Origin of the sequence: Plastoroseomonas hellenica, from assembly GCF_018129085.1 — a bacterium.
GTDB lineage: Bacteria > Pseudomonadota > Alphaproteobacteria > Acetobacterales > Acetobacteraceae > Plastoroseomonas > Plastoroseomonas hellenica.
The window spans coordinates 1-26410 of the sequence record NZ_JAAGBB010000048.1 but is presented as its reverse complement, the minus strand read 5'-3'; the positions used below and the strand labels follow the sequence as shown (position 1 = coordinate 26410).

The 26410-nt window shown below is 70.2% G+C and carries 26 protein-coding genes and 1 tRNA gene; 19 read left to right on the top strand and 8 right to left on the bottom strand.

Translation table 11 applies throughout. The features are described from left to right. The first annotated feature begins 193 nt into the window (after positions 1-193). The 5 genes from GXW71_RS27430 to GXW71_RS27410 all read left to right on the top strand — a co-directional run bounded on the left by GXW71_RS27430 (position 194) and on the right by GXW71_RS27410 (position 5040). Positions 194-1165, top strand: coding sequence for an aldo/keto reductase (locus GXW71_RS27430; protein ID WP_211855894.1), 972 nt, complete (start codon positions 194-196; stop codon positions 1163-1165). A 139-nt stretch (positions 1166-1304) separates the two neighbouring features. Then, positions 1305-1862 (top strand): TRAP transporter small permease, encoded by a 558-nt coding sequence (locus GXW71_RS27425; RefSeq protein WP_211855893.1) that lies wholly within the window; start codon positions 1305-1307, stop codon positions 1860-1862. Beyond that, a complete protein-coding gene (locus GXW71_RS27420; RefSeq protein ID WP_211855892.1) occupies positions 1862-3139 on the top strand; it encodes a TRAP transporter large permease in 1278 nt (425 codons plus the stop codon). Before GXW71_RS27425 ends, GXW71_RS27420 begins: the two co-directional genes overlap by 1 nt. 13 nt (positions 3140-3152) lie before the next feature. Then, entirely contained in the window at positions 3153-4136 is a 984-nt protein-coding gene (locus tag GXW71_RS27415) for a TRAP transporter substrate-binding protein (protein WP_211855891.1), read from the top strand. 1 nt (position 4137) lies between these two features. Continuing rightward, positions 4138-5040, top strand: a complete 903-nt coding sequence (locus tag GXW71_RS27410; protein ID WP_211855890.1) for a TauD/TfdA dioxygenase family protein — start codon at positions 4138-4140, stop codon at positions 5038-5040. A gap of 14 nt (positions 5041-5054) precedes the next feature. On the opposite strand, the gene GXW71_RS27405 is transcribed toward GXW71_RS27410, so the two are convergent. Then, positions 5055-5999 carry a TAXI family TRAP transporter solute-binding subunit gene (locus GXW71_RS27405; RefSeq protein ID WP_211855889.1) on the bottom strand — a complete coding sequence of 315 codons (945 nt, stop codon included), beginning with the start codon at positions 5997-5999 and terminating at the stop codon, positions 5055-5057. A 92-nt stretch (positions 6000-6091) separates the two neighbouring features. Here GXW71_RS27405 and GXW71_RS27400 point away from each other — a divergent pair, with 92 nt between their 5' ends. The 3 genes from GXW71_RS27400 to GXW71_RS27390 are packed head-to-tail and all read left to right on the top strand — an operon-like array spanning position 6092 to position 9546. Beyond that, positions 6092-7684: an acyl-CoA synthetase gene (locus GXW71_RS27400; protein ID WP_367617382.1), complete on the top strand. Its 1593-nt coding sequence runs from the start codon at positions 6092-6094 to the stop codon at positions 7682-7684. Next, the gene (locus GXW71_RS27395; protein ID WP_211855887.1) at positions 7684-8526 is read left to right on the top strand and encodes a PPC domain-containing DNA-binding protein; all 843 of its coding nucleotides are present in this window, start codon (positions 7684-7686) and stop codon (positions 8524-8526) included. The genes GXW71_RS27400 and GXW71_RS27395 overlap by 1 nt, the downstream gene beginning before the upstream one ends. A 57-nt stretch (positions 8527-8583) precedes the next feature. Then, positions 8584-9546, top strand: coding sequence for an isocitrate lyase/PEP mutase family protein (locus GXW71_RS27390; RefSeq protein ID WP_211855886.1), 963 nt, complete (start codon positions 8584-8586; stop codon positions 9544-9546). Positions 9547-9791: 245 nt separating this feature from the next. Here GXW71_RS27390 and GXW71_RS27385 read toward each other — a convergent pair whose 3' ends face one another. Together GXW71_RS27385 and GXW71_RS27380 are read right to left on the bottom strand one after the other, a co-directional pair. Continuing rightward, positions 9792-10772: a Bug family tripartite tricarboxylate transporter substrate binding protein gene (locus GXW71_RS27385; RefSeq protein WP_211855885.1), complete on the bottom strand. Its 981-nt coding sequence runs from the start codon at positions 10770-10772 to the stop codon at positions 9792-9794. 57 nt (positions 10773-10829) lie between these two features. Then, positions 10830-11795 (bottom strand): Bug family tripartite tricarboxylate transporter substrate binding protein, encoded by a 966-nt coding sequence (locus GXW71_RS27380; protein WP_211855884.1) that lies wholly within the window; start codon positions 11793-11795, stop codon positions 10830-10832. A 136-nt stretch (positions 11796-11931) separates the two neighbouring features. Here GXW71_RS27380 and leuC point away from each other — a divergent pair, with 136 nt between their 5' ends. The 9 genes from leuC (at position 11932) to GXW71_RS27335 (ending at position 21398) form a co-directional block, all read left to right on the top strand. Beyond that, positions 11932-13338, top strand: coding sequence for a 3-isopropylmalate dehydratase large subunit (gene leuC / locus GXW71_RS27375; RefSeq protein ID WP_211855883.1), 1407 nt, complete (start codon positions 11932-11934; stop codon positions 13336-13338). After that, positions 13338-13961, top strand: a complete 624-nt coding sequence (gene leuD, locus GXW71_RS27370) for a 3-isopropylmalate dehydratase small subunit (RefSeq protein WP_211855882.1) — start codon at positions 13338-13340, stop codon at positions 13959-13961. Before leuC ends, leuD begins: the two co-directional genes overlap by 1 nt. A gap of 153 nt (positions 13962-14114) precedes the next feature. After that, a complete protein-coding gene (locus GXW71_RS27365) occupies positions 14115-15092 on the top strand; it encodes a tripartite tricarboxylate transporter substrate binding protein (RefSeq protein WP_211855881.1) in 978 nt (325 codons plus the stop codon). Between the two features lie 18 nt (positions 15093-15110). Continuing rightward, positions 15111-15797, top strand: coding sequence for a cyclase family protein (locus GXW71_RS27360; protein ID WP_211855880.1), 687 nt, complete (start codon positions 15111-15113; stop codon positions 15795-15797). After that, entirely contained in the window at positions 15794-16576 is a 783-nt protein-coding gene (locus tag GXW71_RS27355) for an SDR family NAD(P)-dependent oxidoreductase (protein WP_211855879.1), read from the top strand. Before GXW71_RS27360 ends, GXW71_RS27355 begins: the two co-directional genes overlap by 4 nt. 67 nt (positions 16577-16643) lie before the next feature. Beyond that, positions 16644-18248, top strand: a complete 1605-nt coding sequence (locus GXW71_RS27350; RefSeq protein ID WP_211855878.1) for a GMC family oxidoreductase — start codon at positions 16644-16646, stop codon at positions 18246-18248. A gap of 26 nt (positions 18249-18274) precedes the next feature. After that, complete coding sequence (locus GXW71_RS27345; protein WP_211855877.1) at positions 18275-19855, top strand: ABC transporter substrate-binding protein; 1581 nt, start codon at positions 18275-18277, stop codon at positions 19853-19855. Positions 19856-20013: 158 nt separating this feature from the next. After that, positions 20014-20613 carry a nitroreductase family protein gene (locus GXW71_RS27340; protein ID WP_211855876.1) on the top strand — a complete coding sequence of 200 codons (600 nt, stop codon included), beginning with the start codon at positions 20014-20016 and terminating at the stop codon, positions 20611-20613. Positions 20614-20891: 278 nt separating this feature from the next. Continuing rightward, the gene (locus GXW71_RS27335; RefSeq protein WP_211855875.1) at positions 20892-21398 is read left to right on the top strand and encodes a type III secretion system chaperone family protein; all 507 of its coding nucleotides are present in this window, start codon (positions 20892-20894) and stop codon (positions 21396-21398) included. 24 nt (positions 21399-21422) lie between these two features. Here the strand turns inward: GXW71_RS27335 and GXW71_RS27330 are convergent, their stop codons facing one another. Then, the gene (locus GXW71_RS27330; protein WP_211855874.1) at positions 21423-22136 is read right to left on the bottom strand and encodes a 5-formyltetrahydrofolate cyclo-ligase; all 714 of its coding nucleotides are present in this window, start codon (positions 22134-22136) and stop codon (positions 21423-21425) included. Between the two features lie 263 nt (positions 22137-22399). Here GXW71_RS27330 and GXW71_RS35290 point away from each other — a divergent pair, with 263 nt between their 5' ends. After that, positions 22400-22531, top strand: coding sequence for a hypothetical protein (locus GXW71_RS35290; protein ID WP_281417426.1), 132 nt, complete (start codon positions 22400-22402; stop codon positions 22529-22531). 161 nt (positions 22532-22692) lie between these two features. After that, positions 22693-23892: a PQQ-dependent sugar dehydrogenase gene (locus tag GXW71_RS27325; protein ID WP_211855873.1), complete on the top strand. Its 1200-nt coding sequence runs from the start codon at positions 22693-22695 to the stop codon at positions 23890-23892. A gap of 90 nt (positions 23893-23982) precedes the next feature. Here the strand turns inward: GXW71_RS27325 and GXW71_RS27320 are convergent. The 4 genes from GXW71_RS27320 to GXW71_RS27305 form a co-directional block, all read right to left on the bottom strand. After that, a tRNA-Thr gene (locus GXW71_RS27320) sits at positions 23983-24054 on the bottom strand. Positions 24055-24155: 101 nt separating this feature from the next. After that, positions 24156-24422 carry a hypothetical protein gene (locus GXW71_RS27315; RefSeq protein WP_246526937.1) on the bottom strand — a complete coding sequence of 89 codons (267 nt, stop codon included), beginning with the start codon at positions 24420-24422 and terminating at the stop codon, positions 24156-24158. 83 nt (positions 24423-24505) lie between these two features. Next, positions 24506-25270, bottom strand: coding sequence for a 2-keto-4-pentenoate hydratase (locus GXW71_RS27310; protein WP_211855872.1), 765 nt, complete (start codon positions 25268-25270; stop codon positions 24506-24508). A 12-nt stretch (positions 25271-25282) separates the two neighbouring features. Then, positions 25283-25987: a TrmH family RNA methyltransferase gene (locus GXW71_RS27305; protein ID WP_367617383.1), complete on the bottom strand. Its 705-nt coding sequence runs from the start codon at positions 25985-25987 to the stop codon at positions 25283-25285. Between the last annotated feature and the right edge of the window lie 423 nt (positions 25988-26410).

The following is a 26410-nucleotide window of genomic DNA, read 5'->3' as shown; positions in this document are numbered from 1 at the left end:
GTATTCACGCGCCTGCGAGCCTGGGCAACGCCTTGCCGGGCGGCACGCCATCGCCCAGGGTGGCGCCACAGAGCGTGATGACTTGAGGCGGAATCGCCGAAAAGTCTGAATCACGCGACCAAACAAAAGGCTAGAGCATGATCCGTGAGCGCAAGCGAACGGGTCGTGCTCTAGCAAGGGATGGGGGACAGCCATGGAACAGCGCCGGCTCGGACGGACGGATCTCCGCGTCTCCGTCCTCGGCTATGGATGCGGGGCGATCGGCGGCCTCATGGTGCGCGGCGAACCCGCCGAGCAGGAAAAGGCCATCGGCCGCGCGCTGGATCTCGGGGTCAACTACTTCGACACCGCTTTCGTCTATGGGGAAGGCGCGTCGGAGACCAATCTCGGCCGCACGCTCCGCGCCCTGAAGGTCGACCCGATCGTCGGCACCAAGGTGCGCATCTTCGATCCGCAGCGCGGCGATATCGCCGGCACCATCGCGACCTCGCTCGAGGACAGCCTGCGCCGCCTCGGCCGCGACAGCGTGGACCTCTTCCAGCTCCACAACCCGATCACCCTGCATGGCCAGGCGCCGAGCTTCACCGACGCGCAGATCCTGGCCGAGGCGGTGCCGGCGCTCCGCCGGCTGCGGGAGCAAGGCAAGATCCGCCACTATGGCATCACCGGCATCGGCGATGCCGCGGCGCTGCGGCATGTGATGGATGAGGGCGGCTTCGCCAGCGCCCAGATCCCCTACAACCTGCTGAACCCGAGTGCCGCCGCGCCGGCGCCCGCCGGCATGCCGGATCTCGGCCAGATCATCGACCATGCGGCATCGCGAGATGTCGGCGTCATCGGCATCCGCGTGCTGGCCGGCGGTGCGCTGAGCGGCAGCGAGGCACGGCATCCCGTCTCCGCGCAGAAGGTCGAGCCCATAGCCTCCGGCGCCAGCTATGCCGAGGATGTCGCGGCCGCGCGCCGTTTCCTGCCCCTGGTGGAGGAAGGCCACGCCGCCGACCTGGTGGAAGCCGCGCTGCGCTTCGCGATCGGCCCCGCCGGCATGAGCTTGATCCTGGTCGGCAGCTCCTCCACCGCCGAGTTCGAGCATGCCGCCGCAGCGGTCGCGAAAGGCCGCCTGCCGGAGGCCGCGCTCAGCCGGATCGCGGCGCTGCGCGCGCCCTGAACTGCCCGCGCGGCAGGCCGGCCGCGCATTTCGGCGGCAACATGCCGTCGATTGGTCGCCTGTAACCCGTATACGCGCTGCTGGCCCGTAAATTGCTGAGCTGCCTTCGCCGGACCCGCCGACGGAGGAGCACCCGATCTTGCATGGCCTTACCGGTTCCGTGCCGCTCGCGCCGCCAGGCGTCGCCTTGCGTGCTGCGCGCTTCGCGCTCCTGGTGCTCCGCCGCATCGTCGATGCCGCGCTGATCCTGCTGGTCGCCATCATGGTGGCCGCCGTGCTCGTGCAGGTGGCCGGGCGCTACCTCTTCAACTTCTCCATCGCCGGCGCGACCGAGGTCGCGACCTTCGCGCAGATCTGGATGGTGCTGCTCGGCGCCGGCTATGCCATGCGCGAACGCCTGCACGTCTCTATCGAGACGTTGGTGGAAATGCTGCCGCCGCGCCTGGCACGCGCCATCATGGTGCCGGTCGCGGGCCTCTGCCTCTGGTTCCTGTGGGTGGTGTTCGAAGGCGGGCTGCTGCTCATCGAGGTCGGTGCCATCCAGACCAGCGCGGCGCTGCAGGTCTCCATGCAGGTGCCCTATATCGCATTGCCGGTCAGCGCGGCTTATCTCGGGCTGGAGGCGACGCTGGCCTTCGGTGCGGCCATCTTCGGGCAGGGTGCTGTGACCACCGGCGGCGGCGTGAGGGTGGACTGATGGCGCTGACCTTCGGCTCCTTCCTGCTGCTGCTCACCGCCGGCGCACCGATGGTCTTCGTGCTCGGCGTGGCCGGCGCGCTGACCCTCGCGGTCACCGGCGCGACGCCGCTCGTCGTCGTGGCGCAGCGGCTCTACAACGGGATCGACAGCTTTCCGCTGCTCGCCATCCCCTTCTTCGTGCTGGCCGGGCTCATCATGGAGCAGGGCGGCATCGCGCGCGCCATCGTCAACCTCGCGACCGCGCTGGTCGGCTGGATCCGCGGCAGCCTCTACATGGTCGCGACGGTGACCGCGACCGGCCTCTCCGCCATCTCCGGCTCCGGCAGCGCCGATACGGCGGCGATCTCCGCCATCCTCATCCCGGAGATGAAGAAGCGTGGCTACAACCTCGACTACGCGGCGGCGACCGTCGCGGCGGCGGGCACGCTCGGCCCGATCATCCCGCCCTCCATCATCATGGTGGTGCTGGCGATGATCAGCGATCTCTCGGTCGGCGCCATGTTCCTGGGCGGCATCCTGCCCGGCATCATCGCGGCGGCCGGGCTGATGGTGGGACATTGGCTCTATACGCGCCGTCAGCCGGAGCGCTACGCGGATGCCGAGCCCTTCCGCATGTCGCGCCTGATATCCGCCTTCCGCGAAGCCTTGCCGGCATTGTCGATGCCGGTCATCGTCGTGGTCGGCATCATCGGCGGCGTGGTGACGCCGACCGAAGCCGCGGTGCTCGCCGTGGTCGCGGGCCTGCTGATCGGCCTCTTCGTCTATCGGGAGCTGAAGCTCGCCGACCTACCGAGGATGATGCTGCGCACCGCCGGCATTTCCTCCGCGGTCATGATCATCATCGGCACCGCCTCCATCTTCTCCTGGCTGGTCGCCATCCAGGACGTCCCCACGCTGCTCGCCACCTGGTTCGAGGCGAATATCGGCTCCGCCTGGGTCTTCCTACTCGTCGTCAACATCCTGTTGCTGATCGTCGGCATGTTCATGGAGAGCATCTCGGCGCTGCTCATCCTGATGCCGGTGCTGATGCCGATCGCGGTGAAGCTCGGCATCGATCCGCTGCATTTCGGCGTGGTGGTGGCGATCAACCTCTCGATCGGCCTGATCACGCCGCCTTACGGCATCTGCCTCTTCATCGCCTCGACCGTCGCTCGCCGCTCGGTCATGCAGGTCAGTCGCGTGATCTGGATTCCGCTCATTCCCCTCATCCTCATGCTGCTGCTCAGCACCTACGTGCCGGACGTGGTGCTGTGGCTGCCGCGTGCCCTGCTGTGACACCGGAGGCTCCATGACGATGCGCATCACCCGCCGCGGCCTGCTCGCCGCCGGCCTTGCCGCTCCCTTCGTCGCGCGACCTGCTCTGGCGCAGGCCGTGACCTTGCGCGCCGCCCATACCAATGCGGTGGGGGAGGTGCAGGACGAAGGTCTCAAGGTCATGGACCGCCGCCTCAGGGAACTCACCTCCGGCCGAGCCGGGCTGCAGATCTTCCCGAACGGCCAGCTCGGCAATGAATTGCCGATGGTCGAAGGCGTGGCGCTCGGCACCATCGACATCGCCGTACCTTCGCACGCGGCCTTCGCCAATTTCGTGCGCGAGTTCCAGCTCTTCGACATGCCCTACCTGATCCGCGACTACGCGCATCTCGACAAGGTGGCGCGCAGCCCGGTGATGGCCGAACTCGCGGAGGCATCACGGGGGCGCAACTTCCGTCTGCTCTCGCTCTACTCCTCCGGCATCCGCCACGTCATGGCGCGCTCGCCGGTCGCGACCCTCGCCGATCTGCGCGGCAAGAAGATCCGCACGCAGCAGAACCCGGTCCATGTCGCGGCCTTCCAGGCCTTTGGGGCCAATGCCACGCCGCTCGCCTATGGCGAGCTCTACGGTGCCTTGCAGGTCGGCGTGGTGGATGGGGCGGAGGCCGCCTACACCAACTATGTCGGGCAGAAATTCTTTGAGGTCGCGCGCAACTGGTCACGCATCGGCTGGCTCAGCCTGACCGCGCCGGTGATCCTTTCGGAACGCCGCTTCCAGGCGCTGCCGGCCGATATCCGCAGCGCCGTCGTCCAGGCGGCCGAGGACAGTGCGGTCTTCGAGCGCAATCTGGTGGTGGAAGGCGAGACCGCGCTGCACAGCCAGGCCATCGCGCATGGTGCCGTGGTGACCGATCCCGACAAGGGGGCGTTCCAGCGCGCCGCGGAGCCACTCTACGCGCGCTTCCTTACTTCCGACGCCGACAAGCGGCGTCTTCGCCTCGTGCAGGAGATTGTCTGACATGGGCAGCAGCATGGCGTTCTGGCGCGCCGCGGCGGCGCGCCGCGGCCTGACCGTCCGTGAGCTCGAGCCCGCGATCGGTGTCGAGATCGGCGGCGTCGACCTGGCGGCGCCCGAGGACGAAGAGATCACCGCCATCCTGCGCGGCGCCTGCGTCGAGCGCACGCTGCTGCTGATCCGCGACCAGCAGCACCTGAGCGTGGATGGCTATGTCGCCTTCACCCGGCGCTTCGGCGGCGAGTTGGACATCCACAGCCGTCAGGACCTCTGCGTCCCCGGCCATCCCGAAGTCTTCGTGGTCGGCAATGTGATGGAAAACGGCAAGGCGGCAGGCGCCGCCAAGGTCGGGCTCAACTGGCACACCGACCACTACCACCTGGAGCGCCCCGCCCTCTTCACCTTCCTGCATGCGCTGGAGGTGCCGCCGGTCGCCGGCGAGACCCGCTACGCCAATGGCATCGCCGCCTGGGAGGCGCTGGACGAGCCGACCCGGGCCCGCATTTCCGGCATGAGCGTGCGCCACAGCCGCCGCACCCTGTTCCGCATCCTGTTCCCCGATTCGACCGAGGAGCAGGTGGAGGCGGAGGGCGCCCGCTATCCCGACGTGGTCCATCCCCTGGTCCGCACCCATCCCGAATCCGGCCGCCGCGGCCTCTACATGGGTGGCGAATGGGGGTCGATCATCGAGGGTTTACCGGAAGAGGAGGCGAAATCCCTCTTCGAGACGTTGCTCGCGCATATGACCCAGCCGGGCTTCGTGCATGAGCATCACTGGCGGCCCGGCGATGTGCTGATGAGCGACAACCGCTGCAGCCTGCACCGCGCGACGGAATGGGACGAGGGCCAGCACAGGCGGCGGCTGCACCGGATCATCCTGCTGGACGATGCGCGCCCGATCGCCTGAAGCGGGCGCGGCCGTCAGGCCGGCGGTGCCGCCAGCGCCACCCCGCGCTCCGCATAGAAGCGGGCCGCGCCGGGGTGGAAGGGCAGCACGCTGTTGAAGCGCGCATTCTCGGCCCGGGTGCCGCCGGCGCTGGCATGGATCTCCGCGCGGGGATCGGCGGCGGAGAGCGCGGCTCGGGTGATGGCATAAGCCGTCGCTTCCGGCAGCGCCCGGTTGGCGACGATGAAGTTCCAGGCGGCGAAGCTGGTCACCGACGCGGTCTGGCCGCGATAGGTGCCGGGCGGCACCACGGCTTCCGCCATATAGGGCAGGCGGCGGCGGACCTCCGCGACCTCCTCTGCGGTCAGGCCGAAGATCACCGCGTCGGCCCGGTCCGCGACCATGGTCAGCGCCGGGATCGGCACCGCCGCACCTTGCCACAGCGCATCCATCTCGCCGCGCAGCAACCCCTCGGCGAGCGCCGCCGGGTCGCCGCTGACGATCACCGGCTCGATCCCCGCCGCCGCGGCCGCGACCCGGAAGAAGCCTTCCGCCGGACCGCGCGCCGGCCCGGCGCCGACGCGCTTGCCATGCAGGTCGCGCAGCGTTCGCAGGCCGGAAGCGGCGGGGGCGGCGACCATGAAGGCGGTCTCATACATCGGGAACAGTGCGCGGATCGCGACATGCCGGCGTCCGCCGGCATTCGGCGCGCCCTGCAGCGCATCCCAGGCGCTGCCGAGGAAGGCGGTGCCGAGCGCCGCCGCGTCATCCTCGACAGCCGTCAGGTTCTGCAGTGACCCGGTGCTCTGGCGCACCGTGACAGCGATGTTCGCCCGCCCGAGCTGCGCCGCCAGCCCCTCCCCATAAGGCAGGAAGGCGCTGCCGGCGCCGGCGGTATGAAGCGCCAGCGATGCCTGGGCATGCGCCGCGCCGGGCGTGAGGCTGGCCAGCGCCAGGGCGGACAGGCTGCGGCGTTGCATCGGCGATTCTCCTCCGGTCGGGTGAGACTGGCGCGACGGATGCCCCGCTGTCCACGGGGCCTGGGCAGGGCGCCGCTTCTCCGCAAGACTGCGTGGAGACGACGGAGGAACGCATCATGGCCGAACAGCGGATCAGCCGCCGGGTGATGAATCTCGGCCACCTCTTGACCCAGGCGGCACGTCGGCACCCGGCGCGCCCCGGCTTCGTCTGGGGCGACCGGACCTGGAGCTTCGCCGAGATGGAGGCCCGCGCCGCCGCCATCGCCGCGCTGCTGCGCGCCCGTGGCATCGGCAAGGGCGACCGGGTGCTCGTCCATTCCAGGAATTGCGAACAGATGTTCGTGGCGATGTTCGCCATCTTCCGCGTGGGCGCCGTCTATGTGCCGACCAATTTCCGGCTGCTGGCCGATGAGGTCGCTGATCTCGCCGAGATGTCACGCCCGCGTCTCTTCCTCTGCCACGAGGATTTTTCAGCGCATGCCGAGGCCGTAGCGCCGTTGACGGGTAGTGTCATCCGCATCGGTGCAGAGCTCGAGGCGCTGATGGCGCAGCACGCCGGCACCGCGGCGCCGGCCGAGCCGGTCGAGTACGACGACGCCTGCTGGTTCTTCTTCACCTCCGGTACCACCGGCCGCTCCAAGGCGGCGGTGCTGACCCATGGGCAGTTGGCCTTCGTGGTGAATAACCACCTGGCCGACCTGCTGCCCGGCACCTGCGAGGAGGATGCTTCCCTGGTGGTTGCACCGCTGTCCCACGGCGCCGGCGTGCACCAGCTCACGCAGGTCGCCCGCGCCGCAAAGACCATCCTGTTGCCGACCGAGCGCTTCGACATCGAGGAAGCCTGGCGCCTGATCGAAGCGCATCGCGTGACCAATATGTTCACCGTGCCGACCATCCTGAAGATGCTGGCCGAGCATCCGGCGGCCGGGCGCCACGACCACGCCTCCCTGCGCCACGTCATCTATGCCGGCGCGCCGATGTACCGCGCCGACCAGCAGATGATCCTGCGGCGCCTCGGCAAGGTGATCGTCCAGTATTTCGGGCTCGGCGAGGTCACCGGCAACATCACCTACCTGCCGCCCGCCCTGCATGAGGCGGAGGATGGCCCGGCTGCCCGCATCGGCACCTGCGGCTTCGAGCGGACAGGGATGGAGGTGCAGATCCAGGACGATGCCGGCCGGGCGCTGGCGCCCTTCGAGACCGGCGAGATCTGCGTCATCGGCCCCGCCGTCTTCGCCGGCTACTACGACAATCCGGAGGCGAACGCGAAGAGCTTCCGCGACGGCTGGTTCCGCACCGGCGACCTCGGCCACATGGATGCGGAGGGCTTCCTCTACATCACCGGCCGTGCGTCGGACATGTATATCTCCGGCGGTTCCAACATCTATCCGCGGGAGATCGAAGAGAAGCTGCTGACCCATCCGGATGTCGCCGAAGCCGCGGTGATCGGCGTGCCCGACCCGCTCTGGGGCGAGGTCGGCGTCGCCGCCATCGTGGTGCGTAACGGCCAGACGGATGAGGCCACGCTGCTCGCCTGGATGGCAGGCAAGATGCCCCGCTACAAACTCCCGAAGCGCGTCTTCTTCCTGCCGGAGATGCCGAAATCCGGCTATGGCAAGGTGCCGAAGCGGCTGGTGCGCGAAGCCCTGGAAGCGCGCGGGTTGCTGCCGCTGGCGAAGACCTGATGCGGAGCATCCGCCAGCCCGGCCCACCACCGACCGCACGTGCGGTTGTCGTCCCCGCGCTGCTGCACCCGGTGGAATTCATGCTGCCGCCCGGCGCCCTGCTGCTGGAGGCGCTGCGCGACGCGCTCGCCGCACAGGGCTTCCGATCCGCGGCGCTCAGCATCGAAGGCGGCGGCTTCGGCCCCTTCGGCTATGTGATGCCGGCGCTCTCGCCCGATGCGGCCTGCGCCGCCTGGTACAGCGGGACCTTCCGTCCGCCCGGCACGACGCGGCTGGAACGCGGCGCCGTCACCTTCGGCAGCCGTGACGGCGCGCCCTTCTTCCACACCCACGCCATCTGGACCGAAGCCGACGGCAGGCGTTGCGCCGGCCATATCCTGCCTGAGGAAGCGATCATCGCCGTGCCGATCCGCGTCTCGGGTGTCGCGCTCTCCGGTGCCGAATTCGCCGTCGCCGACGACCCGGAGACCGGCTTCCGCCTCTTCGCACCCATTCCCGCGCCACGCATCGACGGTGTCGGCGGCCATCCCGGCCTCGCATTGCGGCTGCGCCCCAACCAGGACATCACCCTCGCCCTCGAGGCCTTGGCGCGGGAGGCCGGATTTTCACGCGCCGCGCTGCGCGGCGGCGTCGGCAGCATCATTGGCGCGCGCTACGCCGCTGCGCCCCCCGTCGATCCCTTCGCCACCGAGATGTTCATCCGTGACGGCTGCATCGGCGCCGACAGTCAGCTCGACATCACCCTGGTGGACTACACGGGCGCGCTCAGCGAGGGCAGTCTGGTCCGTGGTGACAACCCCGTGCTGATGACGCTGGAAGCCGTCCTCGATCCGGAGGGGTGACGCGCGTCGCGCCCAGGGCCAAACTCCACGCAAAGTCCAGGAACGGAGGAGAGTCCCATGCGTCTCGGCGAAGGCGAAAGCGCCCGTCCCGGCACCAGGCTGCGTGCGGCGATCGCTGCCGCGAAGCCGCTGATCATCCCCGGCTGCTACAACGCCATGTCCGCCCGCGTGCTGGAGGAAGTCGGCTTCCCGGCCATCTACATGACCGGCTACGGCACCTCCCTCTCGCTGCTCGGTCTGCCCGATGCCGGCCTCGTCACCCAGACCGAGATGGCGCTGAACGCCAAGCTGATCGCCAGCGCCGTCCGCATTCCGCTCATCGCCGATGCCGATACCGGCTTCGGCAACGCCATCAACGTCGCCCGCACGGTCGAGGAATATATCCGGGGCGGCGTCGCCGGCCTGCACATGGAAGACCAGGTGGCGCCCAAGCGCTGCGGCCATGTCGCCGGCCGCGAGGTGATCGGCCGCGAGGAAGCCGTGGGGAAGATCCGCGCCGCCGCCTCGGTCCGTGACGCGATCGATCCCAGCTTCGTCATCGTCGCCCGCACCGATGCGCGCGGTGCCCATGGCGGCTCGCTCGACGAAGCCATATGGCGCGCCAACGCTTTCCTCGATGCCGGCGCCGACCTCGCCTTCGTCGAAGGCCCGACCGACAAAGCCGAGATCGCCCGCATCTGCGCCGAGGTGAAGGGCCCGATCTTCTACAACATGACCGGCATCTCGCCCCGCATGAGCGCGGAGGAGATGGCGGAGCTCGGCATCGCCGTCACCATCCTGCCCGGTGCCACCATGCGCGCCACCCTGATGGCGATCCACGACTTCGCGACCGCCCTCAAAACCCACGGCCCCATGGCCGAAGCCGAATTCGACGCGCGCTTCCGCGCCCACCCGATCGGCAACCTCCACGCCTTCTCCGGCTTCGACCGCATCCGCGCCATGGAAGCGCAATGGCTGCCCGCCGACAGCGCGACGAAGTACGAAGGCGGCCTGGGGCACATGCCGAAAGCGGCGGAGTGAGGGTGGCGCATCCCGGAGAGGGCTCTGCCCTCTCCGGACCTCACCCGGCAGGAGCCTAGGGCCCCTGCACCCCGATCATTGTAGAGCCCTGATTGCCAAGGGGGTGCCGCCCGCTTCGAGGCGGCACCCCCTTGGCAATCAGGGGCACCAAGTGAAGCAGGTCCGTCGGTGTATACGCCGACGCGGAAGCCTCCTGGCGGATGGGGGTTGGGGAAGGCGGAGCCTTCCCCAGGGATAGGGCCTGCCTACTCAGGCCGCAGTCCCATCTGCTGCACCACGCCTGTCCATTTCCGCACTTCCGCGGCGACATAGGTCGCGAAGGCTTCCGGCGTGCCGCGTTGCGGCTGGATGCCCTGGCGCTGCAAGGCTTCGCCCACCTGCGGCCGGGCCATGGCAGTGTTCAGCGCGGTGTTGAGCCGCGCGACGATGGGCGGGGGAAGTCCCGCCGGGCCCATCACGCCGCCCCAGCTCACCGTCTCGAAGCCTGGCACGGTCTCGCTCACCGCCGCCAGTTCCGGCGCCTCGGGGATGCGCTGCGCGGCGGTGACCGCGATCGCCCGTACACGCCCGGCCTGCGCATGCGGCAGCAGCACCGGCGCGGTGTCGCAGCTCAGCGGCACCGTCCCGGCGATCAGGTCCGAGGTCAGCGGCGAGCTGCCGCGATAGGGCACATGCGTCATCTCGATATCGGTGAGCGATTTCAACAGCTCGATCCCCATATGTCCGGCGGAGCCGACCCCGGCCGTGCCGTAGCTCAGGCGCCCCCGGATCTCCCGGGCATGGGCGATGAATTCGGGGAAGCTCCGCACCGGCACGGCCGGATGCACGGCCATGACGAGCGGCACGACGGAAACCGCCATGATCGCGGAGAAATCCCGGATCGCATCATAAGGCGTGCGGCTGCCATAGAGCGCGGGGCCGGTGCCGTTCGGCCCGGCATTGCCCATGAGCAGCGTGTAGCCGTCCGGCGCGCTCCGTGCCACGTGCTCGGCGGCGATGAACCCGTTGGCGCCCGGCCGGTTCTCCACCACCCAGACCTGCCCGAGCAATTCGGTCATGTGCGGCGCCAGCAGGCGCGCGATGATGTCGCTGGCGCCGCCTGGCGGGTAGGGGATGACCATGCGGATCGGCCGGGTCGGCCAGTCCGCCTGCGCCAGGGCCGGGGTCGCCAGGGCCGGCGTGAGGCCGGCGAGCGCGAACAGAGTCCGCCTTCGTGCAAACCGCATGAAGTTCTCCCTCGAAAGGGGGCGCCTTCGCGTCCCTCGTTGATCTCATGAACCTCATCAGCCCCGCAGGCTTGGTGAATTGGCCACGATCCGGCGCGCCACGTCGCGGTCCCGGCGAATGACCGCCGCGTAGCGCTCCATGTCGGAGATCACAGGGTCGTTGCCGCCGGCGATCAGCCGTTCGCGGGTCTGGGCGTCGTTGATCGCGTGATGCAGCGCGGCCGTGAAGCGGTGCAGGATGGGCGCGGGCGTCGCGGCGGGTGCGAAGACGCCGGTCCAGGAGCCGAGGTCGTAGCCGGGGAAGAGTTCGGCCAGCGCCGGGACGTCGGGTGCCAGCGGGCGGCGTTCGGCGCTGGTCACCGCGACCAGCCGGGCGCGGCCGGCCTGCAGCGCCGGCAGCAGGCTAGAATGGCTGATGATCGCGGCATCGATGCGGCCGGCGCCGACCTCACGGGACGCGTCGGCGCCGCCGCGGAACGGCACGTGCTCCAGCCGGATATTGGCGCTGGATTGCAGCAGCTCGCCCATGAAATGGCCGATATGGGCGACGCCGGGCGTGCCATAGGTGATCTCGCCGGGGCGCCGGCGGGCTTCGGCGATGAAGCCTCGGATGTCCTCGGCCGGGAAATCGCGGCGGACGGCGATGAAATAGGGCTGGGCGGTCGCCTGAGCGACCGGGATGAAGGCAGTCTCGTAATTGACCGGCAGGTTGTGGTTGACCAGCGGCAGGGTGGCGAAGGTGGCGCCTTCCAGCATCAGCGTGTGGCCATCCGGCGGGCTCTGCGCGACGGCCGCGGCGGCGATGGCACCGGAAGCGCCGGTGCGGTTCTCGACGATCAGGGCCTGGCCGAGATGTTCGCCGATCTTGGGCTGCATCACCCTCGCGATGGTGTCGGCGACGCCGCCGGCGGAATAGGGAACGATCAGCCGCACCGGGCGGTCGGGATAGCTGCCCTGGGCGAGAGCAGGGCGCACGAGTGCGGCAGCGGCAAGGATGGCGGCGCGGCGTGTGATGCGCGTCATGACGTTCCTCCGAGGGCTTTTCTTCAGCCGGTGGCTTGACCGCGGCCTGCGCAGGCAGTGCGATGCGTGCCTGCCTATTGGCGGCAACGGTGGGGTGGCGGCGCCGGCAGCGTCAAGCACCCGGAGGATACGGCCCATGGCCAGGACGCTTTTCGACAAGATCTGGGATCCGCATGTCGTCGCCGATCTCGGTGGCGGCTGGTCGCTGCTGCATATCGACCGCGTGCTGCTGCACGACCTCTCCGGCGCCCGCGCGTTGAACGAGATCAAGGAGGCGGGATACCCGCTCGCGCATCCCGAGCTGGTCTTCGCGACGCCGGACCATGCCGTCTCCTCGGCGCCGGGGCGCACCTCGGAGACCTTCGCCGGCGGCGCGCGGCTGGTTGCCGGGCTGCGCCAGCGCGCGGCGGAGACTGGCGTGCGGCTGTTTGACCTCGGCGAGGATGGGCAGGGCATAGTGCATGTGATGGGGCCGGAGCTTGGCGTGGTGCTGCCCGGCACCACGCTGGTCTGCGGCGACAGCCACACCTGCACCAATGGTGGCATGGGCGCCTATGCCTTCGGGATCGGCGCCTCCGAGCTCAAGCACGTGCTGGCGACGCAGTGCCTGCCGCAGCGCAAGCCGAAGCGCCTGCGCATCCGCTATGAGGGCACGCTGCCGCAGGGCGTTTCGCCCAAGGATATGATCCTGCACGCGATCGGCCGCTTCGGCGCCGCCGCCGGCACCGGCCACGCCGTTGAATATGCGGGGGCGGCGGTGCGGGCGCTTTCGGTGGAAGGCCGCTTGACGCTCTGCAACCTTTCGATCGAGATGGGCGCCCGGGCCGGAATGGTCGCGGCCGATGACACCACCTTCGAATGGCTCGCCGGCCGCCGCTTCGCGCCGAAAGGCGCCGCCTGGGACGCGGCGCTCGCGCATTGGCGCGGCTTGCCGACGGATGCGGGGGCAAGCTTCGACCGCGACCTCCTGATCGATGCCGCCGATATCGCGCCGCAGATCACCTGGGGCACCAGCCCGGAGCATGTGCTGCCGGTCGGCGGCGTCATCCCCGATCCGTCGGACGCACCGGATGCGGCGCGCCGCGCGGCCTGGACCGCGGCGCTCGATTACATGGATCTCCGCCCCGGCGCACCGATCGCGGGCACCAAGGTGGATTGGGTGTTCATCGGCTCCTGCACCAATTCGCGGATCGAGGATCTCCGCGCCGCGGCCGGAATCCTGCGCGGCCGGCACGTCGCGCCGCATGTCACCGCCTGGGTGGTGCCGGGCTCCGAACGCGTCAAGCGCGATGCGGAGGCGGAGGGGCTGGACGCGCTGTTCCGCGCCTCCGGCTTCGAATGGCGGGAGCCCGGCTGCGCCCTCTGCGTCGCCGCGAATGGGGAGGCGGTGCCGCCGGGCGCGCGCTGCGTCTCGACCAGCAACCGCAACTTCGTGGGCCGCCAGGGCCCGGGCGCCCGTACCCACCTCGCGAGTCCCGCCATGGCGGCGGCGGCGGCGGTCACCGGTGCGATCACCGATGTACGGCGGATGGAGGCGGCGTGATGGAGAAGTTCGAGGGCGTCACCGGCCCCGCCGCGCCGCTGCTGCGCGCCAATATCGACACCGACCTGATCATCCGCATCGAACGCCTGGTCGGCACCGGCCGCAGCGGCCTCGGCGGCTTCGCCTTCGAGCAGCTCCGCAAGCTGCCGGACGGCAGCGACAACCCGGATTTCGTGCTGAACAAGCCCGCCTACCGCGACAGCCCCATCCTGCTCGCCGGCCCGAATTTCGGCTGCGGTTCCTCCCGCGAAGGCGCGGTCTGGGCGCTGATGGGTGCCGGCATCCGCTGTGTCATCGCGCCGTCCTTCGGCGACATCTTCTTCGCCAACTGCTTCCAGAACGGGTTGCTGCCCATCGCCCTGCCGGAGGAGGAGGTCCGCCGCATCGCCGAGGAGACCGAGGGCAGTCAGGGCGCGGGCCGGACCACCATCGACCTGAAGCGTCAGGTCGTCACCACGCCGGAAGGGCGGGAGCTGCCCTTCGCCATCGATACCCGGCGCCGCGACGCGCTGCTGCAGGGGCTGGACGACATCGCGCTGACCATGACGCGCCAGGGTGACATCGCGGCCTGGCAGGCGCGGGACCGCGCCGCCCGGGCCTGGGCATGGGACAGCGTGCAATGATGTTGAAGTGCTGGCCGCACTCGACGCCATGAACCGGCACTCTGTCTTGATCGCGTGAGCCACGCTGTTCGGCGCTTCCACCTCGGGCGATCACGCTCTAGCCTGTCTCTGTATACAGCCTCATGACGAAGGCTGCGGCGAGGGGAAATGGGCATGAGGACATCGCGTCGCGACCTGATGGTCGCCGGGCTGGGCGCGGCACTCGCCGCGCCGCGTATCGCGCGCGCCCAGGGCACCTGGCCCAGCGAGCGCCCGATCCAGCTCATCGTCCCTTTCCCGCCGGGCGGCGGCACCGATGTGAACATCCGCGCCATGACGGCGCATTTCGAGCGGCACCTGCCTGGCGCGCGCTTCGTCGTCATCAACCGCGGCGGCGCGGGCGGGGAGATCGGCTATACCGCGACGGCGCAGGCGGCGCCCGACGGCTACACCATGGGCACCGTCATCACCCCAAGCCTGCAGACCATCACCATCGAGCGCCAGCCGCGCTATAAGCTGGAGGATCTCGGTTATGTCGGCACCATCGTCGAGGACCCGAGCGGCTTCCACGTCGCCCCCGACAGCCCCTTCCGTACCCTCGCCGACCTCATCGCCCATGCCCGCAGCAAACCCGGCGAGGTCGCGGTCGGCACCGCGGGCATCGGCTCCGACGATCATCTGCTGATGATGGCGGTGGAGCAGGCGGCGGATGTCCGTCTGAACCACATCCCCTTCGCGGGCCAGGCGCCGACCATCACTGCGCTGATCGGCAACCACATCCAGGTCGCCTCCATGAACATGGGCGAAAGCGTCGGCCTGATCCGGGAGGGCCGGGTGCGCCCGCTGGCCACCGCCGGCCTCGAGCGCTTCGCGATGACGCCGGAGGTGCCGACCTTCCGCGAGAGCGGCTATGCCATCGACACCGGCGTGGTGCGCAGCCTGGTCGTCCCCGGAGGCACGCCGCCTGCCATCCAGGTGCGGCTGGAAGCGATGCTCGCCGCCACCATGCGCGATCCGGTCTGGATCGCGGAGGCGGAGCGCCTCTTCATCCCGCTCCGCTACCGCAACGCCCAGGAGACGCGCGACCTCGTCTTCCGCGAGGCGGAGGCGCTGCGCACGCTCTGGCAGCGGCGGCCCTGGCGCGACCAGTAAGCTCGAAAAGGATTGGCCATGCCTCGCCTCATCGATCTGTCGACGCCTGTCCGCACCGGGCATTTCCGCTGGAAGGATGTGGAGCGCCGTCTGCTCAAGAGCCATGACAGCGGCGCCGGGCAGGGCACCTGGGCGGGCTGGAACCTGCATGCCTTCACCCATATGGACAGCCCGCGCCATGTGGACCCGGAGGGCTTCACCACCGATGCCATCACGCCGGAGATGACGGTCGGGCCGGGTGCGGTGATCGATGTCTCCGACGTACCGCCCAATTCGCCCATCCCCGGTGAGCAGCTCGCCGCCGCCGGCCAGCATCTGCGGCCCGGCGACTTCGCTCTGATCCGCACCCGCTGGGACGAGCGCGCTTCCATCGATACGCCGGAATTCTGGCTGAACTCCCCCTGGATGACGGCGGAAGGCTCGATCTGGCTGCGGGAGCGCGGCATCAAGGCGGTCGGCTTCGATTTCCCGCAGGATCGCTGCATCCGCTACTTCCTGACCGGGGAAGCGCGTCCGCCGCTGCCTGAGCACGTGACGCATTTCCATCTGCTGAAGCAGGGCGTGATCATGTTCGAGTACCTCTGCAACATGGGCGCGCTCACCCAGCCGCGGAACCAGGTCATCGGTCTGCCGATCAGGATCCCCGATAGCGATGGCGCGCCGGCCCGCGTCATCGTCTCCGAAGAGGCGGAGCCGCTGGCATGAAGCTCCTGGGACGCACCGCGCTCGTCACCGGCGGCGGGTCCGGCATCGGCGCCGGCATCGCCGAGCGCCTGGCGTCGGATGGCGCGCCGGTACTGGTCGCCGACATCAACCTGGAAGGCGCCGAGCGCATCGCCGCCGGCATCCGCGCGGCCGGCGGCCAGGCGCAGGCCTTTCGCACGGACGTGACCCAGGAAGCCGATGCCGCCGCTGCCGTCGCGGAGGCGGAGTCGCGCTTCGGCCGGCTGCGCATCGCCGTCTGCAATGCCGGCATCACCGATCGCTCCCCGGTGCTGGAGATGCCCTTCGCCGCTTTCGAACGGGTGGTGCGGACCAACCTCTTCGGCTGCTTTCTCACCGCCCAGGCGGCGGCGCGCGCCATGGCGCAGGGAGACGAAGCGCAGCGCGGCGGGCGCATCGTCACCATCTCCTCGGTGTCTGGCCAGTTCGGCGGTACCGGGCGTGCCGCCTATGGCGCCAGCAAGGGCGGTATCGAGATGCTGACCAAGGTGCTGGCGGTGGAACTCGCCCCGCTCGGCATCCTGGTGAACGGCGTGGCGCCGGGGCCGACCCAGATCGCGCGCACGGCGCATGGGCCGAGGCAGCGCGACGCCTTCCTGAATCGCATGGCGGTGAAGCGCTACGGCACCCCCGCCGATATCGCCGCCGCCGTCGCCTTCCTCTGCGGCGATGATTGCGGCTTCATCGCCGGGCATATGCTGAACGCCGATGGCGGCTTCGCCGCGGCCGGCGTGCTCTATGATCCGGCCGAAGGGGCCTGAACGGCCGCGCTCTGCTGCTTCCCGTCCCGGCGATGCCATGCCAGAAGGTCCCCACCCGGAGAACCGCATGGCGCCCGAGACTATCGAAGCTGATGTCGTCATCGTGGGCGCCGGCAGTGCCGGCTGCGTCCTCGCCTCCCGCCTCTCGGAACGCGCCGGGATCTCCGTGCTGCTGGTGGAGGCAGGCCAGCGGGAGCGGCTGAACATCACCCGGCTGCCCGCGGCGCTGATGCGCACGATCGGCAATGCCCGCTACGACTGGAACTACACCTCGGAGCCCGATCCGACGCGCGATGGCCAGGCGGAGCTCTGGCCGCGCGGCCGCGTGCCGGGCGGATCCTCGGCCATCAACGGTATGATCTTCATCCGCGGCGCCGCCGCGGACTACGACAACTGGGCCGCGCTGGGCTGCACCGGCTGGGCGTGGCGCGACGTGCTGCCGCTGTTCCGCCGCTTGGAAACGGCGGATGCGCCGGACAACGCGCATCGCGGCGGTCTCGGCCCCCAGCGCGTCTCGGCGCTTGGCTGGAGGCACCCGATCGCGGGCGATTTCATCGCCAGCGGCATCGCCGCCGGCATTCCGGCGAATGCAGACCTGAACGGCGCCAGCCATGAGGGCATCGCCTGGAACCAGGGCTCCACGCGGAACGGGCTGCGCCACTCGGCCTATGACGCCTTCATCCGTCCGCACCTCTCCCGGCCGAACCTCCGCTTGCTGGACGGGGTGCTGGTGGAACGCGTCACCTTCGACGGCCGCCGCGCGACCGGTCTCGCGGCGCGGCGGAATGGAGCGCCGCTCGCGATCCGCGCCAGGCGCGGCGTGGTGCTGGCAGCGGGCGCCATCAACTCGCCGCATCTGCTCATGCTCTCCGGCATCGGCGACCCGGCGGAGCTCGGCCGCCACGGCATCACATCGGTGATCGACAGCCCGGAGGTCGGGCGCAATCTGATGGAGCATCCCGGCCTCTATGTGCAGGCCGAGGTCTCGGTGCCGACCGCCAATGCCGACAGTGTCCCGCATCGCGCCGCCTGGCAATTCGCGCGCTGGCTGATGGGCCGGCCATCGCCCTTCGGCGTGCCGACCGCGCAGGTGCTGGCCTTCTTCCGCAGCCATGCGGAGGCGGCGGAGCCCGACCTTCAATTCCACCTCTTCCCCTATGGCTCGCTGCTCAAGGACGGCAAGCGCGTCATTCCGCGCGACAACCTCGTCACCATTCTGATGAATGCGAACCATCCGCGCTCGCGCGGCCATCTCGCGCTGCGTTCGGCCGATCCCGCGGCGCCGATCGCGATCCATCCCCGCCTGCTCGATGACGCAGAGGATATCGAGACGCTGCTGCGCGGCCTCGACTGGGTGCGCCGCATGGCGGCGACGCCCCCCTTCGGGGACAAGGTGAAGCGGCTGGTCGGCGTGCCGCCGGTGGGCTCGGCACGCATCGCCGACCTGGCTTATCTGCGGGCTGCCGCGCGCCCCTTCTACCACCCGGCCGGCACCTGCCGCATGGGCGCCGATGCCGGCGCCGTCGTCGCACCCGACCTCGCGGTGCGCGGCACGGAAGCGCTCAGGGTCGCCGACATCTCCATCTTCCCGCGCCACATCGCGGGCAACACCAACGCCACCGCGCTGATGATCGGCGAGAAGGCGGCGGATATCATCCTGAGCGAAGCATGAGGGGCATTCGAAGAATGATCGGACGCATGACGCGGCGCGCGGCCTTGGCCGCTGCACTCGCCTTGCCCGCGCTCGGCGCGCTGGCGCAGATCCCGGCCGGCCAGCAGCCCGCGAGCCAGCTCACCGCGGTGATGCAGGCCGATGTGCGGATCATGGATCCACATGCCTCGACGGTCTACATCACGCGCAACTTCGCGCTGATGGTGTTCGACACGCTCTTCGCCATGGACGGCCAGGGCAATATCCGCCCGCAGATGGTCGAGCGCTATACGACCTCCGACGACCGTCTCACCTGGACCTTTACGCTCCGCGAAGGCCTCACCTTCCATGATGGCCAGCCGGTGACAGCGGCCGATGTGGTCGCGAGCCTCCGGCGCTGGGGCCCGGGCGACGGGCTCGGCCGCCACCTGCTGGCGGCGACCGCTGCGTTGGAGCCGGTCGATGCCCGCACCTTCCGCCTGGTGCTGAGCCGCCCCTTCGGCCTGGTGCTGGACGCGCTTGGCAAGCCCTCATCCCTGGTGCCCGCGATCATGCCGGAGCGCCTGGCCCAGCGCCCGCGCACTGAGCAGAACAGCGAGCTGATCGGCTCCGGCCCCTTCGTCTTCCGCCGCGACCTCTCGGTCTCCGGCGCCACCCAGGTCTTCGACCGCTTCCGTGCCTATCGCCCGCGGGAGGAGCCGGCGGATTTCCTGGCCGGCGGCAAGCGCGTGCAGGTCGATCGCGTGACCTGGCGCGTCATCCCCGATGCCGCGACGGCGGCCAATGCGCTGACCACCGGTGAGATCGACTTCATCGAGATGCCGGCCTTCGACCTGCTGCCGCTGCTGCGGCGCAACCGCAATGTCCGCGTGGTGCCGCTCGCCGGCCCCAGCATGTGGCAGGGCTTTGTCCGTGTGAACTCGGCGGCCGGACCCTTCGCCGATCCGGCGGTGCGCCGGGTGCTGATGATGGCGATCGACCAGTCGCAAGGCCCGCAGGCGCTGGGCGCGACCGGTGACCTCTCGCTGCCGCAATGCCTCAGCTTCTGGATGTGCGGCGGCGCGCTGGAGACCACGGCCGGCAGCGAGATCGCGGCCCATCCCGATGTCGCCCGCGCGCGGGAGGCGCTGCGCCAGACCAATTACCGCGGTGAGCCCGTGGTCATCATGCAGGCGACCGATATCGACGCGCCGCGCATCGGCAGCGAGGTGGTAGCCGCCCGGCTGCGCGAGGTCGGCTTCACCGTCGATCTGCAGGCGATGGACTGGGGCACGGTGGTCGCCCGCCGTGCCCGGCGCGATGCCTCCTGGTCGCTGTTCGGCGTGCATGCCCAGGGCTTCGACCTGGCGTCGCCGCTGACGCATTTCTACGTCGGCACCAATTGCCAGGACTTCACCGGCTGGCATTGCGACCCGCGCCTGACGCCGCTGCTGGAGCAGTTCGCGGCGGCCGGGACGGTCGAGGACAGGCGGCGCATCGCGGCCGAGATCCAGACCATCGCCTATGAGATCGTGCCGGCGGTGATCTGGGGCCAGTTCAGCCAGCCCATCGCCTATCGCGCCGAGCTGGAGGGCGTGATCCCGAGCGGCATTCCGGTGTTCTGGAACATCCGCCGCGCCGGGCGGTGACGATCTGCGGCGGCCGGGACGCCGGACCTGGTCGCCGCCGCTCCGCTACAACCGGCCAGGAGCGCAGGCCGGGGTTGCAGGCTGGTAATTGAGAATCGTTCGCAATTGATCAGCGGCTGGGCTAAGCCATCGGCGACGACGCGCCGTAAGGATGCCCCATGCCCGAAGCCCCGCTGCCCCCCACTTCGCCCCTGCTCGAAGGCCTGCTCGGCCGCGCCTCCGTGCCGCCCCGCCAATTGCGCGACCCCGCACCGGGGCCGGAGGCGATGGATCGCGCCGTCGCCGCGGCGCTCCGGGCGCCTGATCACGGCGGCCTGCGGCCCTGGCGCTTCGTCTGCATCCGGGGCGAGGCGCGTGTCGCCCTCGGCCGCATCCTGGCGGAGTCGCTCGTCGCCCGTGAACCGGAAACGCCGCCGGCCCGGCTCGAGATCGAGCGCGATAAGCCGCTCCGCGCACCCCTCGTGATCGCGGCCGGCGCCGCGATCCGCCACGACCGCCCGGGCGTCCCCGCCTGGGAGCAGGAAGCGGCCGCCGCCGCCGGCACCATGAACCTGCTGAACGCGCTGGATGCGATGGGCTTCGGCGCTTGCTGGCTCTCCTCCGGCGCGCTCCGCGATCCCGCGGTGAAGCGGCATCTGGGCTTCGCGGAGACCGATGCGCTGCTCGGCTGGATCTATGTCGGCACGCCGGAGGCGGACCGCCCGCGTCCGGCCCGGCCGGAGCCCGGACGCTACTGGCGAGATTGGTCACCCGATTGAAATCCAGTAACTCCAAAGGGATGGCTGTCTCCCCTTGTCTCGGGGTATGAACAACCTGCGCCAAACGCGGTTTTCGCGCGGCTGTCTCTTGCGATCCCGTTTCGCGCTTGCGTAGTCTAGCCCTTGTGGGTGAATCGCGCCGGGACACGCTAGACCCGGTGTCCACCCAGGGGACCGGTGGCGCCCTCGGCGGGGGGCCCAGGCGCCGCACCGGTCTCGCAGCGCAGGCGGGGCGCAGCGCGGCATAGCCGCCGCCCCGACGGGAAGGAGGTTTCGCGATGTCCGCCACCATCGGCGTCCGCAGCGAGCGTTCCGCCGCCAATCCCCTCGACGTGGTCGAGCAGATCGTCGTCGCCAATGAATGGGCCTTTGACCGCCGCTCGGACGGCGAGATGGCCGCCGAGGCGCCCGGCAAGTGGTGCGACTATGGCCTGCACTTCGCCTGGTCCTCCGAGATCAGCGCCATGTCCTTCACCTGCGCCTTCGATCTGAAGGTGCCCGCCGAGCGGCGGGAGAAGCTCTACGAGCTGCTGTCGCTCGCCAATGAGAAGCTGTGGATCGGCCATTTCGGCCTGGAGAGCGACGAGGGCATGCCGGTCTTCCGCCATTCCGTCCTGCTGCGCGGCGCCCCCGGGGCCTCCGCGGAATCGCTCGAGGACATGGTCGATATCGCCATCACCGAGTGCGAGCGCTTCTACCCGGCCTTCCAGTTCGTCCTCTGGGGCGGCAAGAGCCCGGCGGATGCGCTGCAATGCGCCATGCTGGAGTGTGTGGGGGAAGCCTAGCCGCTTCCAAGGGCCGGCCGGCCGTTACTGGCCGGCCGATACCGTCCGGCCTTCGGTGACGATGACGTCCATCGGGATATCGTGCGGCTGCGGGTGGATCGTCGCGAGGCTGCCCTGTTCGAAGCCGATGCCGATGGTGGTCGGGCGCTTCGGCATCGCCGCCAGCGTGCGGTCGTAGTAGCCGCCGCCATAGCCGAGCCTGTAGCGGCCGGCATCGAACCCGACGAGCGGCACCAGCAGCAGATCCGGCGCCACCGGCTCGCCTTCGGCCGGCACCGGTATGTCCCAGATCCCCGGTACCAGGCGCGCCCCCGGAAACCACGGGCGGAACACCATCGGCGCGGCCTTGGCAACGACGACCGGCAGCGCGAGCTGCACGCCCTCCGCGTGAAGCGCCCGTGCCAGGGGCCGTGGGTCGTATTCGCCGCGCATCGGCCAGTAGAAGCCGACGACCACGCCTGCCATGGGCGGCAAGGCGGCGCGAATCCGGGGCGTGATCGCGGCATCGCGCACGGCGCGCGCCTCGCGGGGCGGGGCGAGGCGGTCCGCGATCAGCCTGGCGCGCTGCGCCTTGCGCCAGGCGCGCACCTCCAGCCAGGGCATGAACCCCAGCCAGGACGGGTCGAGCTCGTGCATGAAGCAAGGGGGCGAGCTGCACTGGATGGTGGCGTTGGGATCCTCCTCCGGGGAGGCGATCTCCGGCGCAGGCGGGGGCTGCCTGTGTTCGGTATCCGCCATCATCCAGCCTCCCTCGCCATGTGCGTGGTCCAGCCTGGGCGGATCCCGCACACGTCGCAAACGCCGCAGCGGGCACCGAATACGACCACGCGCTGAAACGCGCTTTCTACTGCAGATCACGAAATTGAGAAGTCGCAAAAGCCGGACGTCAGCCCCCACGCCAAGGACGATGTGCGCCTAGGCCGGCTGGCGGAGAATGCGGCGGAGATCATGGGCATCGGGCACGCGAAAAAGGGCGTCTCCCCGGCCGACCTGGAGAGGGGATGGCGCCGGTGGAGATACTGAGGAAAGCCCTTTACTGGCTGCTCATGATCGGATGCGTGCTGCTGATCGACCACCTGCAAATCGGGCTCGTCAGGAGCGCCCTGGCCGTCTGGGCCGACCTGATGCGCTGATGGCAATGGCCTGGTCGTCGACATTGATGTGCCGCCGGGGTTGCCGGCCGAGCGGCATGGATGTGGCGGTGGCGAAGGCATAGTGCGTTCCGGTAACCTCCGCCCCGGCCGCAGGGCCGGCACAAAAAACAACGCACAAAATCAAACAATGGGAGGGACGCATGCGACAGATCCTGTCAGCCACGGCGCTTGGTCTTGTCCTCGCCGCGGGTGCTCCGAACGCCATCCACGCCCAGCAAACCCACCAGGCCGCGGGCGACCCCGAACTCAATTTCGATTATCGCCAGGTCACCGTGGCCGAGGGGCTGGAACACCCCTGGGCCATCGCTTGGCTGCCCGACGGCACGGCGCTGGTCACCGAACGGCCCGGCCGGCTGCGCGCCATCCGCAACGGGCGCCTCGACCCGCAACCTATCGGCGGCGTGCCGCCGGTGCTGGTCGCGCCCGAGCGTGGCCTCGTCTTCCAGGCGGGCCTCTTCGAGGTCTCGCCCCATCCGAACTTCGCCCAGAACAACCTGCTCTACTTCACCTATGCGCATGGCACGCCGCAGGAGAACCGCACGCGCCTCGCGCGCGCGACCTTCGACGGGCGGACGCTTTCCAACCTTCAGGTGCTCTTCGAGGTTTCTCAGACCAAGCCGGACTTCCAGCACTATGGCGGCCGGCTGCTCTGGCTGCCCGACGGGACGCTGCTGATGTCGGTCGGCGACGGCGGCAACCCGCCGGTCGCGGTCGAGGGTGGCCTCTCCCGGCTGCAGGCGCAGCGGCCGGAGAGCCATATCGGCAAGATCCTGCGCCTCAGGGACGACGGCACGCCCGCCCCGGACAATCCCTTCGCCGGGCGCGCGGGCGCGCGGCCGGAAGTGTTCAGCATCGGCCATCGGCATATCCAGGGCCTCGCCCGGCACCCCGATGGGCGGATCTTCGCGTCTGAGCACGGCCCGCTCGGCGGCGACGAGTTGAACCTGATCAGGCCGGGCCAGAACTATGGTTGGCCGGTGGTGACCTGGGGCCGGGACTATGCCGGCGGTGCCACGATCGGTGAGGGGCAGCGCTCGGCCCCGGGCATGGTGGACCCGGTCCTGGTCTGGTTCCCCTCGGTGATCGGGGCATCTGGGCTGATGGTCTATTCCGGTGATCGCTTCCCGGCCTGGCAGGGCAACATCTTCGCCGGCGGCCTCGCCACGCAGGATGTCCGCCGCATCGCGCTGAACCCCGACGGCTCGGTGGCGGCGCACCAGTCCATGCGTATCGGCCAGCGGGTGCGTGACGTCCGCCAGGGACCGGACGGGATGATCTACGTCCTCACGGACGAGATCCACGGGCGCGTCTTCCGGCTCGAACCGGCCCGGGGAAGCTGACCGGCAACGTATCGCGCAGGGCCCCGGCCCTGCGCGATCGCCTGCGGGAAGCGTCTGGCCGGAGAAGCGGCGACGTGATTTGAAAAGATATGCCGGGTGAGGGGATCGAACCCCCGACCTTCGGTTTACAAAACCGCTGCACTACCGCTGTGCTAACCCGGCCCAGAGCGCGATCGCTTGAGGCGGCATCGCCGAAAGCGTGAATCGCGCGACCAGACTACTGGCCCGCATGTAGCGCGGGGCCGGGGCGGGTCACAAGCGCCTCAGGCGTGCCCGACCACCGGCGCCATGGCATCGAGGCCGCTGCTCTGCGTCGCCCGCACCACGGCGGCGAAGAGCCTGAGCGCCTCCGGCCCGCCGCGGTCGCTCAGCGCGCCGCTTTCCATTTCCTCGGCCAGCAGCTCGGCATGCTGCGCCAGCGTCGCAACCGCCCGCTTGAGCGCCTCCCGCGAGAGGGTCAACTGCACGTCATCCGGGAGATAAGACCATTCAGCCCGCATCATGGCGTCACACTCATCGCGCGCCGTCATGGCGCCGCCTTGCCCGACCTGGGCGCTGACGCAGAATGGCGCGCGGAGATTAGCGAAGGCTAAACCGCCCTCCACGAAGCGGCTCAAACGAAGCGGAGCGTGACCATCCCGAGCCCTTCGAAGGCGACGTCGACCGCGCCGGGTCCCTCCAGCCAGATCGGCGGCGTGACCGAGCCCAGGAACACCACCTGACCGGCCTTCAGCCCGCCGAAGGCGTGTGCCGCGCCGCTGTCGGCCAGCCAGGCCAGTGCGTTCAGCGGATGTCCGAGCAGGTCGGCGCCCAGCCCCTCGCCCTTCACCGCGCCATCGACGGTCAGTCGCCCGCGCACGGCAGCCAGGTCGATCTCGGGCCAGGCCGGTGCCGGCGCGCCGGTCACGCCGCCGCCATGGAAGACCTGGTCCGCGATCAAGGTCGGCACGCCGAGCGCGCCGAGGTCGTCATAGCGCTTCTCGACGATCTCGATCGCCGGGAAGACCTCGGCGACCGCTGCCCCGGCCTGGGCCGGCGTGATGGCGCCCGGCGCGATGTCGCGCCCGAGCCGCACCCCCACCTCGCATTCGACGCCCACCCGGAAGAAATCGGCATAGCGCAGCGTGGCGCCGGCCGAATGCAGGCCCTCCTTCGCCACGAAGCCCGCGACCGGGCCGGCCAGCCCGAGATAGGCCTGCATGCCCTTGGCCGTCGCGCCGATCTTGAACCCGGCCGGCGGCACCGCGCCCAGCGCTTCGGCCAGCTCCCGCTGCAGGGCATAGCCGGCCGCCTCATCCGCCGGCGCCAGGGCGCCGAGCGGCGCCAGCACCGCCCGATCGCGCCGGGCCGCCAGGATGGCATCGCGTGCTTGGCTCATGATTGTTTCCTCCTACCCCCGGGCAAACTCATAGAGGGCGACCGCTGCGGCGTTGGAGACATTCAGGCTCTCCATCCGCGCATCGATCGGCAGCCGCGCCAGCTCGTCGCAGGTCTCGCGCTGCAGGCGCCGGAGCCCGCCGCCCTCGGCGCCCAGCACCAGCGCCACCCGCCGTTCGCCGAGCTGCGCCCGGACTTCGGCCAGCGTCGCCTTCGCGCCGCCATCGAGCCCGATCACCCAGAACCCGGCCTTCTGCAGCGCGATGATGACACGCGCCAGGTTCACCTCGCGCAGCATCGGCACCAGCTCCAACGCGCCGGAGGCGGCGCGGGCCAGGGCGCCGGTCTCTGGGGGGGCGTTGCGGTCCTGCACCACCACCGCCGCCGCGCCGAAGGCGGCCGCCGAGCGCAGGATGGCGCCGACATTGCGCGGATCGGTGACCTGGTCGAGCAGCAGCACCGGCCCGAGGCTGTTCTGGATGATGCGTTCCAGCGGTGGCGGGTTGAGCGGTTCGGTCAGCAGGGCGGCGCCCTGATGGAGCGAATCCTCCGGCAGGAAGGTGTGGAAGCGCGTGCGCTCCACCCGCTCCGGCGTCAGCCGCCAGGGCTTCGGCAGCACCTCGGCCAGCGCCGGCTCCGCCTCGGCGGTCAGCAGCAGGCGCCGGTTGCGGCGGGCGGGGTTGGCCAGCGCGGCGGCGACGGCATGCTGGCCATAGATCCAGAGGGTGCCGGGCGCCGCGGGCTTCTCGCGCGGCGCCTCGGGCGGAGCCTCTCGGTGCTCGGGTACGGAGGCCGGCGCCGGCTGGGATCGATGCTCCGGGGCGCGGGGGCCGCGTGGTGCGGGGCGGGGCGGGCGGCGTTCGCCATCCGTCTCCGGCGCGAAGCGGGCGCCGGCGCGGGGTGTGCGCGCGGGGCGCGCATCCCCATCGCGCGGCGGCCGCGAAGGCCGGGTATCGCCATCCCGCGGCGCCTGCATCGGATGAGCGCCGCTGCCCGCAAAGCGCGATCCACCGCCGCGGGGCGGGCGCGGTGCTTCGCCCTCCCCAAAGCGCGGGCCGCCGCTGCGTGCCGGGCGCGGCGCATCCCCATCCCGCGGTGCCCGTGAAGGCCGTGCCTCGCCCTCGCCGAAGCGTGGGCCGCC

Bases quoted from the DNA above. Each gene is read 5' to 3' on its own strand.
- GXW71_RS27430 (WP_211855894.1), top strand. From the start codon at position 194: ATGGAACAGCGCCGGCTCGGACGGACGGATCTCCGCGTCTCCGTCCTC.
- GXW71_RS27420 (WP_211855892.1), top strand. From the start codon at position 1,862: ATGGCGCTGACCTTCGGCTCCTTCCTGCTGCTGCTCACCGCCGGCGCA.
- GXW71_RS27415 (WP_211855891.1), top strand. From the start codon at position 3,153: ATGACGATGCGCATCACCCGCCGCGGCCTGCTCGCCGCCGGCCTTGCC.
- GXW71_RS27410 (WP_211855890.1), top strand. From the start codon at position 4,138: ATGGGCAGCAGCATGGCGTTCTGGCGCGCCGCGGCGGCGCGCCGCGGC.
- GXW71_RS27405 (WP_211855889.1), bottom strand. From the start codon at position 5,999: ATGCAACGCCGCAGCCTGTCCGCCCTGGCGCTGGCCAGCCTCACGCCC.
- GXW71_RS27395 (WP_211855887.1), top strand. From the start codon at position 7,684: ATGCGGAGCATCCGCCAGCCCGGCCCACCACCGACCGCACGTGCGGTT.
- GXW71_RS27390 (WP_211855886.1), top strand. From the start codon at position 8,584: ATGCGTCTCGGCGAAGGCGAAAGCGCCCGTCCCGGCACCAGGCTGCGT.
- GXW71_RS27385 (WP_211855885.1), bottom strand. From the start codon at position 10,772: ATGCGGTTTGCACGAAGGCGGACTCTGTTCGCGCTCGCCGGCCTCACG.
- GXW71_RS27380 (WP_211855884.1), bottom strand. From the start codon at position 11,795: ATGACGCGCATCACACGCCGCGCCGCCATCCTTGCCGCTGCCGCACTC.
- leuC (WP_211855883.1), top strand. From the start codon at position 11,932: ATGGCCAGGACGCTTTTCGACAAGATCTGGGATCCGCATGTCGTCGCC.
- leuD (WP_211855882.1), top strand. From the start codon at position 13,338: ATGGAGAAGTTCGAGGGCGTCACCGGCCCCGCCGCGCCGCTGCTGCGC.
- GXW71_RS27365 (WP_211855881.1), top strand. From the start codon at position 14,115: ATGAGGACATCGCGTCGCGACCTGATGGTCGCCGGGCTGGGCGCGGCA.
- GXW71_RS27360 (WP_211855880.1), top strand. From the start codon at position 15,111: ATGCCTCGCCTCATCGATCTGTCGACGCCTGTCCGCACCGGGCATTTC.
- GXW71_RS27355 (WP_211855879.1), top strand. From the start codon at position 15,794: ATGAAGCTCCTGGGACGCACCGCGCTCGTCACCGGCGGCGGGTCCGGC.
- GXW71_RS27350 (WP_211855878.1), top strand. From the start codon at position 16,644: ATGGCGCCCGAGACTATCGAAGCTGATGTCGTCATCGTGGGCGCCGGC.
- GXW71_RS27345 (WP_211855877.1), top strand. From the start codon at position 18,275: ATGACGCGGCGCGCGGCCTTGGCCGCTGCACTCGCCTTGCCCGCGCTC.
- GXW71_RS27340 (WP_211855876.1), top strand. From the start codon at position 20,014: ATGCCCGAAGCCCCGCTGCCCCCCACTTCGCCCCTGCTCGAAGGCCTG.
- GXW71_RS27335 (WP_211855875.1), top strand. From the start codon at position 20,892: ATGTCCGCCACCATCGGCGTCCGCAGCGAGCGTTCCGCCGCCAATCCC.
- GXW71_RS27330 (WP_211855874.1), bottom strand. From the start codon at position 22,136: ATGGCGGATACCGAACACAGGCAGCCCCCGCCTGCGCCGGAGATCGCC.
- GXW71_RS35290 (WP_281417426.1), top strand. From the start codon at position 22,400: ATGGCGCCGGTGGAGATACTGAGGAAAGCCCTTTACTGGCTGCTCATG.
- GXW71_RS27325 (WP_211855873.1), top strand. From the start codon at position 22,693: ATGCGACAGATCCTGTCAGCCACGGCGCTTGGTCTTGTCCTCGCCGCG.
- GXW71_RS27315 (WP_246526937.1), bottom strand. From the start codon at position 24,422: ATGACGGCGCGCGATGAGTGTGACGCCATGATGCGGGCTGAATGGTCT.
- GXW71_RS27310 (WP_211855872.1), bottom strand. From the start codon at position 25,270: ATGAGCCAAGCACGCGATGCCATCCTGGCGGCCCGGCGCGATCGGGCG.